We start from the raw sequence: 15,678 nt of genomic DNA on the forward strand, positions 1-15,678 counted from the left end.
ATCCTCAGAATCACTCTGTCAATGCTATTGAAGCGGGTTGTTCACGCCATGTTCCCGGTTTATCAGGGACTATTTCCATCAATTCAATTTTATCGCTGACTATCCGTATAATTTTTCCGTAATTTTTACCCATATAGTTCCCAACCCTGACGCGATAAATTGTGCCGTCGCTCGCTTTTACCAATCCCCACAGACTCGACTTCATGTCTATAGTTCCTACCATTCTTAGGCCATCCAAAGGAAATGCTTCCAACTCTTCCTTGCGTCGAGTGGTATCCGGCTTTATACCGCTACCCGTTGAAACATCAACACCTTCGGCCTGTTCGGGTTGTTCCAGCGGTTTAAATGGGTCACGCAGACCTTCCGGTTTAAACATAAAGGGCTCAATCACCTTGATTTCAGGCAGGGGCTTAATCGGCTCCTTAGGCCTGGCCTTAACTTCTGAGAGATAGCGATTTAAATCTGAAAAATCATCATTGCCGCAACCTGCCAGCAACGTCATAAAAACCAAGCAGCTTATCTGTAAACTTACTCGCGTACCGCTTGGCGCTAAATTACGCGCTTTACGATTATATGAATGCAAGGGGGCAGACAACCCCAAGGATGAGAGAGTGGCAGCGTAGCGATGTGGCAAAAGCACTAAAAGCGGGCGCTTTAGATGACTCATAAATAGTTGCCGAAGCGGCGGTAACTTATTGTATTCCATTACTTTTGACCTCTTTTCTTTTTGGCTACGGCAGCCTCTTCTCCACCACCTTCATTATAGGTCTTTACAGTCGCATTCATTTTCATTTCCCCTTCCTTACTTTCGGGAATAATGTTTACATCATGTACGGTAACAATTCGGGGTAACGAGGCTAAACCGCTCACAAACAAACCCAACTCTTCGTATTTCCCAATAACCTCAATACTGATTGGCAACTCTGAGTAGAAGTCCTTACGAACAGGAGCGCCCGGTTTGAATAACCTGAACTCCAGACCGCTGGCCAATCCTGTCTGGGAAATATCAATCAACAGGCTTGCAACCTCTTCTTGCGTAGGCATTTGCCGAATCATATCCTCCAGTTCCGTTTCAATTTGCGCCAATTGATCCTGATAATCCTGAAGATTGATTGATTTCTTTTGTTTCGCTTCAAATGACTGTTTTAATTCCAGCTCTTTTTTCTCAGAAGCATCAAGCACGGCTAACTGGTCAAGTGTGTCATAGTAAATCCCTGCACCGAAAACCAAGGCGCATATTATTGCAATTGTTGCCGCTTTGATGGGCAACGGCCAAGTTCCCGCCTCATTAGGGTCCCAATTAATTTCTGAAAGATTCATCATTTCCCTCCAGCCGCAGCTTGCACATTTTGATTACCCTGCTTGGCATGCAGCGTAAAATCACTTAACTGCTCAGGACTAACTTTGCTCGCGGTCTGAATCACATCAAGTGTTGGGACTTTCAACCAATCTGAGGCTTCAATGGCTCTCATAAAGGCAGAAACGCGCGCATTTGATTGCGACTTGCCCTGAAAATTAAGTTCTGTGCCCACCTGCGCGAATTTCGTGAGAAAAACTCCATCCGGTGTAACGTTGGGAAGCTCATCAAACAAATGCACAATCTCCGGACGACTTTCCTGTAGCTTCTGAATCAAGTCTATTTTGATCAGCAACTTACTTTTTTGTTCTTCAATAGTTTTTATTTTGGCAATTTTTATATCCAGTAACGCTATTTCGTCCTGTATTATTTTGTTTCTTTGTTCTTGATACGCCTTAAGTCCGTCAATATACATATGAACCCCGACGAAAATAATTGCTGTAACTAAAACAGCTACGCCAATAGCATTTATAAAATCCTGCTTTTTCTGCGCCCGCAGTTCTTCACGCCAAGGGAGTAAATTGATTTTTGCCATTAGTCAAAACTCCTCAATGCCAATCCGCATGCAATCATCATTGCAGAAGCATCATTGCTCAATGACTGAGGTTTTACTCTATTGGATAAAGCCATATTGATAAAAGGATTTGCTATAACAGTAGGCACCCCTACGGCTTGCTGAACCAATTTGTCGATGCCGGGTATTGATGCACAACCACCCGCCAGAATAAGACTATCGATGCGCCTATTCGCGCTTGATGAAACAAAAAACTGTATCGACCGCTGGATTTGCTGAACCATTGCCCGTTTAAACGGATCAAGCACATCAACGGTATAATTGTCCGGAAGTCCGCCCAGCTTTTTTGCCAAGCCGGCCTCTTCATAAGTTAATCCGTAGCGACGCTGAATCTCTTCGGTTAATTGCTTACCGCCAAAGCCCTGCTCTCTTGTGTACACGGTACGGCAATTATATAAGACATTTAAGGCGGTCATGGTTGCCCCGATATCCACAATAGCAACCGTTTGAGCCCCTACGGCATCCGGCAATTGATCAATCAACAAGGTAAAAGCATTTTCCATTGCAAAGGCTTCAACATCGACAATTTTGGCTTTTAAGCCCGCCTTTGCCAACACTTCCACTCGATCATCAATAATTTCTTTTCTCGATGCCGCGAGCAGCACATTGACCATTTCAGGGTTGTTTTCATTTTCGCCCTGGACTTCAAAATCGAAGTTAACCTCATCAAGCGAATAAGGCACATACTGGTCCGCTTCAATCATAATCTGTTCTTCCATTTCATCATCGGTTAATGAAGCGGACATTGGTATAACCTTGGTCATCACTGAAGATCCTGCAACAGCGACAGATGCTTGCTTTAACTTTGACCCGGATTGCTTTAAAGCGATTTTTATGGCATCAGCTATCACTTCAATGTTGGCTATGTTTTTATCAATAACAGCGTCTTGCGGCAAAGGTGATACAGCATAACTCTCAACCCGGTAACGAGCGCCAACCTTACTCAATTCGAGTAACTTTATAGCTGCTGTACTGATATCAATACCAAGAACTGCGCTCTGTTTCTGACTAAACCAACTCATGAACTAACCCTTGAAAAACTTGATGAATAATGTGATCGATCAATTGCAGTGCCGATCTCTCGGCAACCGCTCCCTGCGTTGCTCTACCTCCTGCATAACCCACAGGGATGTGGGGAATGCAGAGAAATGACGGGATCATTTCCTGTCCATGCAGTCGTCGGCAACCGCTCCCTGCACTGCTCCACTTACCCATCCTTGGGGTCATAGCTTCAGCTTCCATGCAGCCGCCAGCTATAACTAACGATCACAAAACTTATTTACTCGCGAAAGTATAGTAGCCTTTTTTATTTTGATGCTTAAAATGTTCAATTTATTTGCTCAACCAGTTGTTTTTTATCTCCAGCGAGAATAGTTCAGCCGGCATTTAACAAAAACGTATCTTTGATATTCTTAAAACTTAGGTTTTATCTCTATCGCACTGCTTCCCAGGATCACTTGTGACTAAAAAAACATTAAGCGGACAAATTCTAAAATGGTTTGCTATTTTTTTTATGATCATAACGTTGAGCTCAGCAATTTTCGGTTATTTTGTATACAACAAGCTTTTAGCCGATTTGCCTGATGTTAAGACCCTGCATAATGTTCAATACCAGACGCCTTTAAGTATTTACAGCAAAGATAACCTGCTGATTGCTCAATTCGGCGAGAAGAAACGCACACCGATCAATATAGAAGAAGTCCCCCAGCAACTCATTAATGCCTTCATTGCCGCAGAAGATGATAGTTTTTATGAACACCCCGGCGTAGACTTTAAAGGCCTGCTTCGAGCAGCTCTGCAACTCGCCTTAACCGGAAAGAAAAAGCAGGGCGGCAGTACCATCACCATGCAAGTTACCCGCAACTTCCTGCTTAACAGTGAAAAAACTTACACCCGTAAGTTAAAGGAAATCATGCTGGCGTTAAAAATAGAGCACGAGTATCCGAAAAACAAAATATTGGAACTTTATTTAAATCAGATTTTCATGGGGCACAGAGCCTATGGCATTGCCGCAGCGGCTCAGGTCTATTACGGAAAATCCTTATCCGAGCTGAGCCTGGCCGAACACGCCATGATTGCCGGCTTGCCTAAAGCACCGTCTATATACAATCCCATTACTAACGAGACACGGGCAGTCGAAAGGCGCAATTATGTTTTGCACCGCATGCTTGAGCTTAACCATATTACTCAGCAAGAATATGAGGACGCATCCCGGCAACCCTCTACCGCAAAAATACAGTCTGTCACACCTGAAATTTCAGCGCTTTATTTAGCCGAAATGGTGCGACAAAAAATCTTCGAACTCTATGGCGACCAAGCTTACACTTCCGGGTTCAAGGTCTATACAACAATAAACGGGACGCTGCAAACAACGGCAAATCAGGCGCTTACTAACACCTTGCATGCCTATGACGAGCGCCATGGATATCGGCGCTCACGCATTAACAAAGCCGGTGATTTCAAAGACCTCCCGGTCATCGGCGATACTTTGCCAGCCACCGTTCTACGCGTAAAAAACAATCTCGCAACGGCCAGCCTTCAAGACAGCACTCTCATTGAAATACCTTGGGTGAATATTAAATGGGCCGGCAACTCTATCGGAACTCTACTAAAAACCGGCGATATTATCCGTGTTCGTCAATTGTCGAATAATACCTGGGCTTTAACACAAGTACCTGAAGCAGAAGGAGCATTTGTTTCGTTAAATCCTGCCAACGGCGCCATTTTGGCGTTAACCGGCGGTTTCGATTTTTTCCGTAACAAATACAATCGCGCGACCCAATCAAAAAGACAGCCGGGGTCAGGCTTTAAACCTATTATTTACACCACCGCCCTTGAACAAGGTTACACCCCCGCAAGCCTTATTAACGATGCACCCATCGTCATCGACAACCCGGGTCAGGAAAACGAGTGGCGACCGGAGAATTACAGCAAGAAATTCTACGGCCCAACCAGCATCAGATCGGCTATAACCCACTCAAGAAACATTATCTCCATTCGCTTATTGAAAGAAATGGGCGTTGAAAAAGCCGTCGCAACGGCATTACGCTTTGGCTTTAATGAAGAACAAATACCTAAAACCCTTTCCCTGGCACTGGGCAGCGGCGATGCGACCCCACTGCAAATGACACGGGTTTACGCCACATTTGCTAACGGCGGCTTCCTGATTAAACCCTATTTCATCGAACGCATTGAATCCAACGAGGGCGAAATTATTTATCAGGCCAAACCTAAAATTGCCTGTCCTACCTGCGATAGTAGCCAGGAATTAAACCGTAACTACGCTCCCAGAATTATTACGCCGCAAATTTGTTTTCTGATGAATTCGTTATTAAGAGATGTCATTCAACACGGCACGGCAACAGACGCAAAAGTACTGAACAGACAAGACCTTGCCGGAAAAACAGGCACCACAAATGAGCAGCGCGACGCCTGGTTTAATGGCTATACGCAATCAAATGTGGCTACCGCATGGGTCGGATTTGATGACTTTTCGCCACTTGGAAATTCTGAAACGGGCGGCGTAGCCGCATTACCGATGTGGATAGAATTTATGCGGGTAGCCCTAAAAGATATCCCGGAAATTCCTCTTGAAATACCGGAGGGAATAGTTAAAGCGTTTATAAGTCCTGAGACCGGCTTGTTAACAGCAGCCGCAAATAAAAACGGGATATGGGAGTTTTTTCAAGCTGAACATGTGCCAACCAGATTCACATCAGGAAACTCGGCGACAGGTTCCGATCAGTCTGATGAGAACCCTACTGAAAATCTGTTTTAAAGGGTGCACGGAGCGGGTTCTAAACCCGCTCCTATCCATCAAATCAGCTTAATTGACCGTGACACTGCTTAAACTTCTTGCCTGAACCGCAAGGGCATGGATCATTGCGGCCCACTTTATTGCCATCTCTGATAAATGGCTGTTCTACAGTAGCAACTTCTTCCTGTTCTGGCGCAAGTAACGACTCTTCATAAGCGTCCAAAGCCGGTGCCTGTGCATGCTCAAAATGCATTTCCTTGGGCGCTTGCATTTGCTCATCAATAGCGTGAACGTCTTCTTCCTGTCTGACCTGAACTTTAAACAGAATCCCTATCACTTCATACTTGATATGCTCAAGCAGACTGGTAAACATTTCAAATGCTTCGCGCTTGTATTCCTGTTTGGGGTCTTTTTGCGCATAACCTCTAAAATGTATGCCCTGACGCAAGTAATCCATCGCCGCCAGATGTTCTTTCCAGCTGTTGTCGAGTACTTGCAGCATCACTGATTTTTCAAAATGCCGCAACACTTCCCTAGACATTTGTTGTTCTTTGTCTTTATGGTTTTGTTCCAGAATTCCGATAATGCGTTTACGCAATGATTCTTCCTGCAACGAGTGATCTTCAGCCAGCATTTTACGCACCGGAATTTCAACGTTAAATTCCTGATGCAAATGCTCTTCCAGCCCCTTGGTGTCCCACTGTTCAACCATAGTTTTTGGCGGAATATACTGGGTAATTACATTATTAACTACATCTTCACGTATCGCGGTAATAATGTCGGATATTTCCTCTGCCGCCATCAACTCATTACGCTGCGCATAGACAACTTTACGTTGATCATTGGCAACATCGTCATAAGCAAGGATTTCTTTACGCACATCGAAATTGCGGCCTTCAACCTTGCGCTGAGCGCTTTCAATAGAGCGGGTTACCCAAGGATGTTCAATGGCTTCACCATTACCCATACCTAATTTCTGCATTAAACTCGCAACGCGATCCGACGCAAAAATACGCATTAAATCATCTTGCAGCGACAGATAGAAACGGGTTGAACCGGGATCGCCCTGACGACCCGACCGGCCTCTTAACTGATTGTCGATACGACGCGATTCATGACGTTCCGAACCAATGACATGCAAACCGCCGGTGGCGATAACCTGCTCGTGTCTGTCCAACCAAGCGCCACGCACTTGATCCTTATCGGCCTCACCGGCATCTTCGCCTAATGCCGCCAGTTCCGCGTCCAGATTACCGCCGAGCACAATATCGGTACCCCGTCCCGCCATGTTGGTCGCGATAGTCACCGCTCCCGGCATACCGGCCTGTTCAATGATATGGGCTTCGCGTTCGTGTTGCTTGGCGTTAAGCACTTCGTGTTTAATGCCCTGCTTTTGCAATAATGCGGACAGCCGCTCGGAGTTTTCAATCGATGTGGTTCCCACCAATACCGGTTGTCCTCGGCTAACGCACTCTTTAATATCATCGGCAACGGCGATGTATTTCTCGTCGGTGGTCAGGAAGACTACGTCGCCAAAATCCTTGCGGATCATGTTGCGATGCGTAGGAATAACCACAACCTCAAGGCCGTAAATCTTGTTCAGTTCGAATGCTTCGGTATCCGCAGTACCGGTCATACCGGACAGTTTTTCATATAAGCGGAAATAGTTCTGGAAAGTAATCGAGGCCAGCGTCTGGTTTTCATTTTGAATGGCGACATTCTCTTTCGCTTCAATCGCCTGATGCAATCCTTCAGACCAGCGCCGTCCCGGCATAACCCGGCCGGTAAATTCATCGACGATAATCACTTCATTATTGGCAACGATATAATCGACATCTTTTTTGAATAAAACATGACCCCGCAATGAAGCGGTCAGATAATGCATCAAGCGAATATTGGTCGCGTCATACAAGCTGCTTCCTTCCGCCATCAAGCCATGTTCGACCATTAAACGCTCAACCCGTTCGTGGCCTTCTTCGGTCAGATACAACTGGCGTACTTTTTCATCGACTGAATAGTCACCCGGTTCGCCTTCTTTTTCCTGTTTGGTCAGGAAAGGGATGATCTTATTGACTTTGATATATATTTCGGTGCTTTCTTCGGTAGGTCCGGAAATAATCAGCGGCGTTCTCGCCTCATCGATAAGAATCGAATCAACCTCATCAACAATAGCAAAACTTAAATCCCTCTGGACTTTCTGCTCCAGGCTAAAAGCCATATTGTCGCGTAGATAATCAAACCCGAATTCGTTATTGGTGCCGTAAGTAATGTCTGACGCATAAGCTTCGCGCCGTGCTTCACTGTCCATCTGACTGATAATCACGCCGGTCGACAAACCCAAGAAACCGTAAAGCCTGCCCATCCATTCGGAGTCGCGCTTGGCCAGATAGTCATTAACCGTAACGACATGCACGCCGCGCCTTGGCAAGGCGTTCAAATAGGCCGCCAGAGTTGCCATCAGGGTCTTACCTTCACCGGTTTTCATTTCGGCAATTTTGCCGTCATGAAGGATCATGCCGCCGATCAATTGCACATCAAAATGACGCATACCGAAGACTCGCGTCGATGCTTCCCTGACTGTTGCAAACGCTTCTGGAAGCAGATTGTCCAGTTTTTCACCTTGCGCCAGACGATCACGAAATTCCTGCGTTTTTGCTTTTAACGCATCATCAGATAATTTCTCGTAATCAGAAGCCAGAGCATTGATCTTTTTGACCAATGATCTTTTCTTCTTTATCAGCCTGTCATTACGGCTCCCTATAACAAATCTAACCAACTTACCCAGCATGTTTTTTTCCGGTATGAATTTAGTAAATGATTGAATAAAACCATGAGATTATATACTGTCTACTGTTTTAGTGACAGTTAAAAACACTCTTTATCCCCTTGACAAAAGGCTTCAATATTAACAAAGAGCACTTAAAAATCACTATCAAAGGTTTCGTTCAGGGACTTGGCTTTCGCCCGTTTATTGTTCGCCTTGCCCGGCAACACCAACAAAAAGGCTGGATTGCCAACACCAACAGCGGCGTAACTATCGACATTGAAGGCCTGCCCGAACACCAGCAAGACTTTATTGACGGCCTGAATAATCAACTGCCGCCTTTTGCAAAAATCGACTCACTAACCATAATCCAATTGCCTCAAGCCGACTTTGATGATTTCCGGATTAAAGCCAGCACGGCTGACGGCACACAATCCGCCTTTGTTCTGCCCGACATAGCCACCTGCCCTGATTGTATCAGTGATATTTCCGATCCTACCAGCCGTTATTATCACTACCCGTTTACCAGCTGTTGCCATTGCGGACCACGCTACAGCATTATGACCCGGCAACCTTATGATCGCAGCCGAACCGGCATGGCGGCATTCACTATCTGCCGCGACTGCGGACAGGACTACCAAGCTATAGATAACCGGCGGTTTCACGCCCAAACTATCGCCTGCCCAAACTGCGGCCCCGGCTTAAGCTTGCTTGATGAATCGGGAAACCTGTTAGCCGAAAAACACGACGCACTGCGTGCCGCAATCGGTCAGTTACGCGCCGGAAAAATTGTTGCCGTTAAAGGTATAGGCGGCTATCAATTATTGGCCGATGCCACAAATCAGCAAGCTGTCGAACGCCTTAGACTGCGCAAGCATCGCCCGCAAAAGCCCTTTGCACTGATGGTCGCCAATCTGGCGACTGCGCAACAGCTTTGCATGATCGGCGCACTTGAACAACAAGCACTGAGTTCTGCGGCCGCACCCATTGTGCTGTTAAACCACCGTGATAGTGGCGAAGAATTGATTAACCCCGAGGCCAATAAATTCGCCCCCGCATCTGCGGTTGCACCCGGCAGCAACCTGCTCGGCATCATGCTGCCTTATTCGCCGCTGCACCACCTTTTACTTAATAAAGACATCGTCGCGAAACCGCTCTACATGCTGGTCGCAACCAGCGGCAACCGCCAGAATGAACCCATATGCATCACCGAGCGCCAGGCATTAACAAGACTTGCCGGCATTGCCGATTATTTCCTAACCCATAACCGACCCATCCTCCGTCCGCTCGATGATTCTGTCGTCCGGTTCATCAACGGCAAAATCACCGTATTGCGCAGAGCCAGAGGCTACACCCCCCTACCCATTACCTTAAAAACAGCAATACCCGACACACTGGCCGTAGGCGGTCAGTTAAAAAACACTATCGCTATCAGTCATGGGCCGCATATCATTCTGAGCCAGCATCTGGGGGATCTTGATTCAGAAGCAACTCAGCAACAGTTCCAATCTACCCTAACAGACTTACAGGATTTTTATCAAACCGCCCCGACACGCATCATGCACGACCTGCATAGCGGCTATGTCAGCAGCCGGTTTGCAGCCAATTCAGGCACGCAAACCGGGCCTGTACAACATCACTATGCTCATACCCTATCCTGCATGGCCGAACACGGCCTAGAACCGCCTGCATTAGGCATTTCCTGGGATGGCTCGGGACTGGGCACCGACAACACACTGTGGGGCGGCGAGTTTTTGCTTATTAACCGGCAAGGCTTTGAGCGCTACGCCCACTTTGCCCCGTTTTCATTGCCCGGCGGACATAAAGCCATACAGGAACCCAGGCGCGCGGCACTAGGCCTGCTTTACGAAATCGTTGCCGACGATTGCATGGATGCAGGAGGTAGAGCATCGCAGGGAGCGGCTGCCGAAGTAGAATCACGTCTGGAACAGCGATCGAGAGCAATGCATGGAGCAATTGCCGACAGCGTCTTTGATCGCAAAGACCTGCCCTTTTCCGCGCAGGAATTAAAATTATTACAATCGGCCTTAACCCGCCAACTCAACTGTCCACGCACCACCAGCGTCGGGCGCCTATTTGATGCGGTCGCCAGCTTGCTGGGACTATGCCATATCAATCACTATGAAGGCCAAGCGGCAATGGCACTGGAAATGAGCGCGGCATCAAGCGCATCCGGCCAACATTATGACTTCCACCTCAAGCACGAAACAGTCATCGTTATCGACTGGAAAATTACTCTGAAACAGCTCTTGGACGATATACCGCACAACCCGGTTGAATTAATCGCCTGCAAGTTTCACAACACCTTGGCCGAAATCATATTGGCCATAGCCCGGCGAGCCGGGCAAAAAACAGTTATCCTGAGCGGCGGCTGCTTTCAAAATGCTTATCTCACGACAAACGCAGCCAAGAGACTAAAGAGCTCGGGCTTTGAGGTATACTGCAATGAAAAGATTCCCCCAAACGACGGCGGACTGGCTCTTGGTCAGTTGTATGCCGCAAAATATATAGGATAACTTATGTGCCTGGCCATACCCGGACAAATTATCAGCTTGTCTGACCACAGCGATTCTCTGGCGCGTACCGGGCGCGTTAACTTTTCCGGCATCAGCAAAGACATCAGCCTGGCCTACGTGCCTGAAGCCAAAATCAACGATTATGTCATCGTTCATGCAGGTTTCGCCCTCTCCATTCTGGATGAAACAGAAGCTAAGGCCAGCCTGCAAGCGTTCCAGGATTTAGCGGATTTCGAGTCTACGTTATGACAAATTTGCCCGGAACAACCAACAGAGCACCACGAGGCGCTGAACAGGAGAGTCGTACATGAATTATCTGGACGAATTTCGCGATCCGGCAACCGCAAAGAAAATAATCGCCGCGATAAAATCCATCACCACACAGCCATGGAACATCATGGAAGTCTGCGGAGGCCAGACCCATAGCATTATTAAATATGGCATTGATCAGTTGCTGCCTGATGAAATCAACCTGATCCACGGCCCCGGCTGTCCGGTTTGCGTTACGCCGCTAGCTTATATCGATAAGGCGCTGGCGATTGCCGCGCAACCTGAGGTGATTTTCTGTTCTTTTGGTGACATGCTGCGCGTCCCCGGTTCGCATCATGATTTACTCAGCCTGAAAGCACAAGGCGCCGATATCCGTATCGTTTATTCGCCGCTGGATGCGCTGAGTCTCGCCAAGACCCATCCCGACAAACAGGTGGTCTTTTTCGGGGTAGGCTTTGAAACCACCGCCCCGACCACGGCCTTAGCCGCTTATCAGGCCAAACAACAAAAGCTGAACAACTTTTCGCTGCTGATTTGCCACGTCCGCGTGCCGCCAGTGATACAGGCGCTGCTCGATTCGCCCGGCACTCAGGTACAGGGTTTTTTGGGCGCAGGCCATGTCTGCTCGATTATGGGTTACCACGAATATCTGCCGCTATCCGCACAACATAAAATCCCTATCGTTATCACAGGTTTTGAACCGGTCGATATTCTGCACGGGCTGTATCTGTGCATCAAACAACTGGAAGAAAAGCGTTACCAGGTTGAAAACGAATACAGCCGCGTGGTTAAGGAGCAAGGCAATCAGCCCGCGCAACAGCTGATAAGCCAAGTATTTGATATCGTCAATCAAAGCTGGCGCGGCTTGGGCGAAATCGCCGCCAGCGGTCTGGCACTCAATGCCGAATACAACGACTGGAATGCCGAGCAGCGCTTTGCAGTCACCGCCATTAACACGCAGGAGCCTGCCGCCTGCCGTAGCGGGGAAGTGTTACAAGGCTTGATCAAACCCGCGCAATGCGCTGAATTCGGCACGACTTGCACCCCCGAACACCCGCTGGGCGCCACCATGGTTTCCTCCGAAGGTGCGTGCGCCGCTTATTACCGCTACCGTCGCCATCAACATGTCTGATTTAAAACTGAACTGTCCCCTGCCCTTGCAATACGAGCAAATCGTCATGGCTCATGGCGGCGGCGGCCGCCTGATGCAGCAATTGCTGGACAGGATTATCCAACCGGTATTTAGCAACCCCCTGCTAAACCAGAAACACGACAGCGCTGTGTTAAACATCAACGGCTCCAAGTTGGCCTTCACCACCGATTCCTATGTGGTCAAGCCGCTGTTTTTTTCCGGCGGCGACATCGGCAAGATGGCGGTATGCGGGACGCTGAACGATTTGGCCATGAGCGGCGCCTTACCGTTATATCTGAGTTGCGCACTGATTATTGAAGAAGGTTTCGCAATTAAAGACCTGCAACGCATCGTCGAATCCATGCAGCACACTGCGCAACAGGCCGGAGTGTCGATAGTGACCGGCGACACCAAAGTGGTCGATCATGGTAGCGGCGACGGCGTTTATATCAATACCGCGGGCATCGGAATCATCGACGCAAACGTCAATGTTTCACCCGCCAACATTCAAGTCGGCGACAGCATTATCATTAACAGCGATATAGCGCGGCACGGCATTGCGATCATGCTTGAGCGCGAAGGCATGAACTTTGACAGCAGCATAGCCAGCGACTGCGCCGACCTGTCCGGCCTGGTTCTGGATTTGCTTCAAAACGGCATTGAAATCCACTGCATGCGCGATTTAACGCGCGGCGGCTTGGCCAGTGGCCTGATAGAACTGGCCGCCACTTCGCACCATGCTATCGAAATCAACGAAACGGCATTGCCGATACATCAGGATGTCAGCAGCGCCTGTGAAATTTTAGGCTTTGATCCGCTGTACATCGCCAACGAGGGTTGTTTTGCGCTGTTTGTACCCGAAGCGCAAACCGCACAAACCCTGAGTGCACTACACCGACATCCATTGGGCAAACAGGCCTGTCAAATCGGCAAAGTTAAAGCGACACACCCGAGAGGCACGGTTACCCTGCAAACGGCAATGGGCATCAGCCGGGTTCTGGATTTACTGAGCGGAGAACAGTTACCGAGAATATGCTGATTAATCTTGAATGGTGCCCACAGTCCTGCAGGCTCGAATAAGCTGGTTTGAACGGCAGCGAAAACCGGCTTTCCTGGTAAACGTTGCGCGCAACGCAAGGATTCCGGGTGAATATCGATCAGCATAAACACCACCTGCTGCGCTGAAAATACCGCCACAAGGGGCAAAAGAGCCACAACCGGCTACTGGACTCGTACCGGACGATCGTCGGGCGACGCATCCTGCACTGCTGCCAGCACCTTTAATAAAAGCGGCGCTACGGAATACTTCGCGAGGAGCACAAAGGGCCGCCCACCAAGGGCGAAAACGCCTTGCCGCTATCGAGCAGGATTGTCCCTCGCCCAAATTTACCTCCGACTCCAGCTTCAAAATCGTGCGTTTTTCAAGAAAAACTCTTAAATCACTAATACGCGGACTCAAGTCAGCCAGGTTTTTTTCAGGATCGAGAATACCTTGCGCTATTCTCTTGAGGTTTTCTATACCCTGCTTGTTCATTAGTACCCGAACCATTCAGTGGCGGGATAACGTGTTCTGGCGAGAGCGTCATCAATAACCTCTTTTAAAATATAACGGCAAAAGTTGTCTGATTCGCTTACTGACAGGCATAAAAAAACCGTAGCTCCCGAAAGAGCTACGGTTTTTTTGTACGCAATTAGATGAGTGTTACTTCTTCTGCTTGCGGACCTTTTTGTCCTTGAGTGACAGTAAACTGTACTTTCTGCCCTTCATCAAGAGATTTAAAGCCTGAGCTGTTAATGTTACGAAAGTGAACAAAAACATCCGGGCCATTTTCTTGCTGAATAAAACCAAAGCCTTTTTCAGCGTTAAACCATTTAACTGTACCTGTAGTCATTTAGTGTAATCCTATTTGTAGTAATTGAAGCCTTATTAAAGGCTGATGGAGCTGGGAAATTAGAGAATTACTTAATGATAACAGGACGAACAATTACATGAAGAACTTCGTAAAGATAAGCATAACGGTAAAACTATTTCAAGCTGAGCGCATTCTATAGACACCCTCTGGTAATGTCAAGCCTGCTCTTTCAGTTTCCCGATGCCTTGGCGCCAATGGCATATAACTTAAAAAAGCCAAGTTTATGAGCAATATTAAAAACAATCCGGACGATTATCCTTAATTAAAGATTGACACGATTAACTGATAAACGTATTCAACGCCGAATGACAACTCTCACTTTAAATTTTAACCTTTTACATTACTTATATGAATGGTTTGTGAATTTAATGCATCAAATAAGGAAACAATCCATCTACTCTCGGTGCTATTGTCAACAATAGCGTCCTTAACTATAGTTAAGTCGTAATTTAAAAAACTTTCAACTTTATACGAGGATTTACTCATGAACGATTTTTACAAAGACATTTTAACCGGAACGGTATTTATAACAGGCCTATTGGGCTTTATTTCCGGTGAATTCATCATCTCATCCGCACTATTCGCCACTTCAGCTATTGCCAGCAACATTAACCTGAACCGTAAAAGAGGTAAAGCCGGACAATTGTCATGCGAATGACCTACCTTGACTGCTTAATCATGCAACTTGAAGACTTTCAAGGCTTAACGGCCTTGAAAGTCTTTTAAGCTTCTTTTACTGCACACTTCGCTTTAGCCCTACCGAGTTATTACTGCGACTTCCGTCGAAATTCACCCCCGTTACATCATCTGCCTCAACCAAATCTAAAATCAGCCTTGATATACATCCATAGTCAGGATGATAAACATACCGGAATACTTTAGAAGCCTAAAAGCCGATTAACCGCTTTATAGTAAAAGCTTGTTACCGGAACAGTAACTGTGCGCATATGCTTGCTATCTTAATGTTAAATATTTACTCACCAACAGCCGAATACCCGCCCAAAATCATTCATCTTTATACGCGCGGTTTTTGCGAAAAAATTTTGCAGTGAAATAAATTTCGAAATGGTGGGTATAGCTGACGTGCCGGAGTTGTTAAGTATATAGCGAGTAGAAATAAATAATTGAAATGGTGATATTTGAACTGATAAGGCGATTAGCGACGTCTTTCAACCGCCAATTTTCGCCAAATTGTTTTTTGATTTTTTATTTTTTGCTTTAAAATCAATTATTTAAATGGCGGAGAGAGAGGGGTTCGAACCCTCGATACGTTGCCGTATACACACTTTCCAGGCGTGCGCCTTCGACCACTCGGCCATCTCTCCTATATTCGGCTTCCCTAGATCACAGGAAGCCGCTTAGAATAATCGATAT

14 protein-coding genes and 1 tRNA gene are annotated in these 15,678 nt (G+C 47.1%); 6 read left to right on the top strand and 9 right to left on the bottom strand.

Features of this window, described 5'->3' with window-relative positions; translation table 11 throughout:
* Positions 1–10: 10 nt before the first annotated feature.
* The 5 genes from Q8L79_RS05620 to Q8L79_RS05640 form a co-directional block, all read right to left on the bottom strand.
* Positions 11–502: a pilus assembly protein PilP gene (locus tag Q8L79_RS05620; RefSeq protein ID WP_305268992.1), complete on the bottom strand. Its 492-nt coding sequence runs from the start codon at positions 500–502 to the stop codon at positions 11–13.
* A 203-nt stretch (positions 503–705) separates the two neighbouring features.
* Complete coding sequence (locus Q8L79_RS05625) at positions 706–1,320, bottom strand: type 4a pilus biogenesis protein PilO (protein WP_305268995.1); 615 nt, start codon at positions 1,318–1,320, stop codon at positions 706–708.
* Entirely contained in the window at positions 1,320–1,892 is a 573-nt protein-coding gene (locus Q8L79_RS05630; RefSeq protein ID WP_305268784.1) for a PilN domain-containing protein, read from the bottom strand. The genes Q8L79_RS05625 and Q8L79_RS05630 overlap by 1 nt, the downstream gene beginning before the upstream one ends.
* Positions 1,892–2,953 carry a pilus assembly protein PilM gene (locus Q8L79_RS05635; RefSeq protein WP_305268786.1) on the bottom strand — a complete coding sequence of 354 codons (1,062 nt, stop codon included), beginning with the start codon at positions 2,951–2,953 and terminating at the stop codon, positions 1,892–1,894. The genes Q8L79_RS05630 and Q8L79_RS05635 overlap by 1 nt, the downstream gene beginning before the upstream one ends.
* Complete coding sequence (locus Q8L79_RS05640; RefSeq protein WP_305268789.1) at positions 2,940–3,173, bottom strand: hypothetical protein; 234 nt, start codon at positions 3,171–3,173, stop codon at positions 2,940–2,942. Before Q8L79_RS05640 ends, Q8L79_RS05635 begins: the two co-directional genes overlap by 14 nt.
* A gap of 217 nt (positions 3,174–3,390) precedes the next feature.
* Between Q8L79_RS05640 and Q8L79_RS05645 the strand changes: the two genes are divergently transcribed.
* Positions 3,391–5,709: a penicillin-binding protein 1A gene (locus Q8L79_RS05645; RefSeq protein ID WP_305268792.1), complete on the top strand. Its 2,319-nt coding sequence runs from the start codon at positions 3,391–3,393 to the stop codon at positions 5,707–5,709.
* Between the two features lie 43 nt (positions 5,710–5,752).
* Here Q8L79_RS05645 and secA read toward each other — a convergent pair whose 3' ends face one another.
* Entirely contained in the window at positions 5,753–8,476 is a 2,724-nt protein-coding gene (gene secA / locus Q8L79_RS05650) for a preprotein translocase subunit SecA (protein WP_305268795.1), read from the bottom strand.
* Between the two features lie 98 nt (positions 8,477–8,574).
* Here secA and hypF point away from each other — a divergent pair, with 98 nt between their 5' ends.
* The 4 genes from hypF to hypE are packed head-to-tail and all read left to right on the top strand — an operon-like array spanning position 8,575 to position 13,430.
* A complete protein-coding gene (gene hypF, locus Q8L79_RS05655) occupies positions 8,575–10,989 on the top strand; it encodes a carbamoyltransferase HypF (protein WP_305268798.1) in 2,415 nt (804 codons plus the stop codon).
* 3 nt (positions 10,990–10,992) lie between these two features.
* Positions 10,993–11,238, top strand: a complete 246-nt coding sequence (locus Q8L79_RS05660; protein ID WP_305268801.1) for a HypC/HybG/HupF family hydrogenase formation chaperone — start codon at positions 10,993–10,995, stop codon at positions 11,236–11,238.
* Positions 11,239–11,296: 58 nt separating this feature from the next.
* Positions 11,297–12,391 carry a hydrogenase formation protein HypD gene (hypD, locus tag Q8L79_RS05665; protein WP_305268803.1) on the top strand — a complete coding sequence of 365 codons (1,095 nt, stop codon included), beginning with the start codon at positions 11,297–11,299 and terminating at the stop codon, positions 12,389–12,391.
* A complete protein-coding gene (gene hypE / locus Q8L79_RS05670; RefSeq protein WP_305268806.1) occupies positions 12,384–13,430 on the top strand; it encodes a hydrogenase expression/formation protein HypE in 1,047 nt (348 codons plus the stop codon). Before hypD ends, hypE begins: the two co-directional genes overlap by 8 nt.
* Here the strand turns inward: hypE and Q8L79_RS05675 are convergent, their stop codons facing one another.
* Positions 13,431–13,925 (bottom strand): hypothetical protein, encoded by a 495-nt coding sequence (locus tag Q8L79_RS05675; RefSeq protein WP_305268810.1) that lies wholly within the window; start codon positions 13,923–13,925, stop codon positions 13,431–13,433. It lies immediately after the preceding gene.
* A gap of 157 nt (positions 13,926–14,082) precedes the next feature.
* Positions 14,083–14,283 carry a cold-shock protein gene (locus Q8L79_RS05680; RefSeq protein ID WP_305268814.1) on the bottom strand — a complete coding sequence of 67 codons (201 nt, stop codon included), beginning with the start codon at positions 14,281–14,283 and terminating at the stop codon, positions 14,083–14,085.
* Between the two features lie 505 nt (positions 14,284–14,788).
* Between Q8L79_RS05680 and Q8L79_RS05685 the strand changes: the two genes are divergently transcribed.
* Positions 14,789–14,962 (top strand): hypothetical protein, encoded by a 174-nt coding sequence (locus Q8L79_RS05685; protein WP_305268817.1) that lies wholly within the window; start codon positions 14,789–14,791, stop codon positions 14,960–14,962.
* A gap of 579 nt (positions 14,963–15,541) precedes the next feature.
* On the opposite strand, the gene Q8L79_RS05690 is transcribed toward Q8L79_RS05685, so the two are convergent.
* A tRNA-Ser gene (locus Q8L79_RS05690) sits at positions 15,542–15,629 on the bottom strand.
* Positions 15,630–15,678 lie beyond the last annotated feature (49 nt).

Origin of the sequence: Methylobacter sp., assembly GCF_030680395.1 — a bacterium.
Taxonomy (GTDB): Bacteria; Pseudomonadota; Gammaproteobacteria; order Methylococcales; family Methylomonadaceae; genus Methylobacter_A.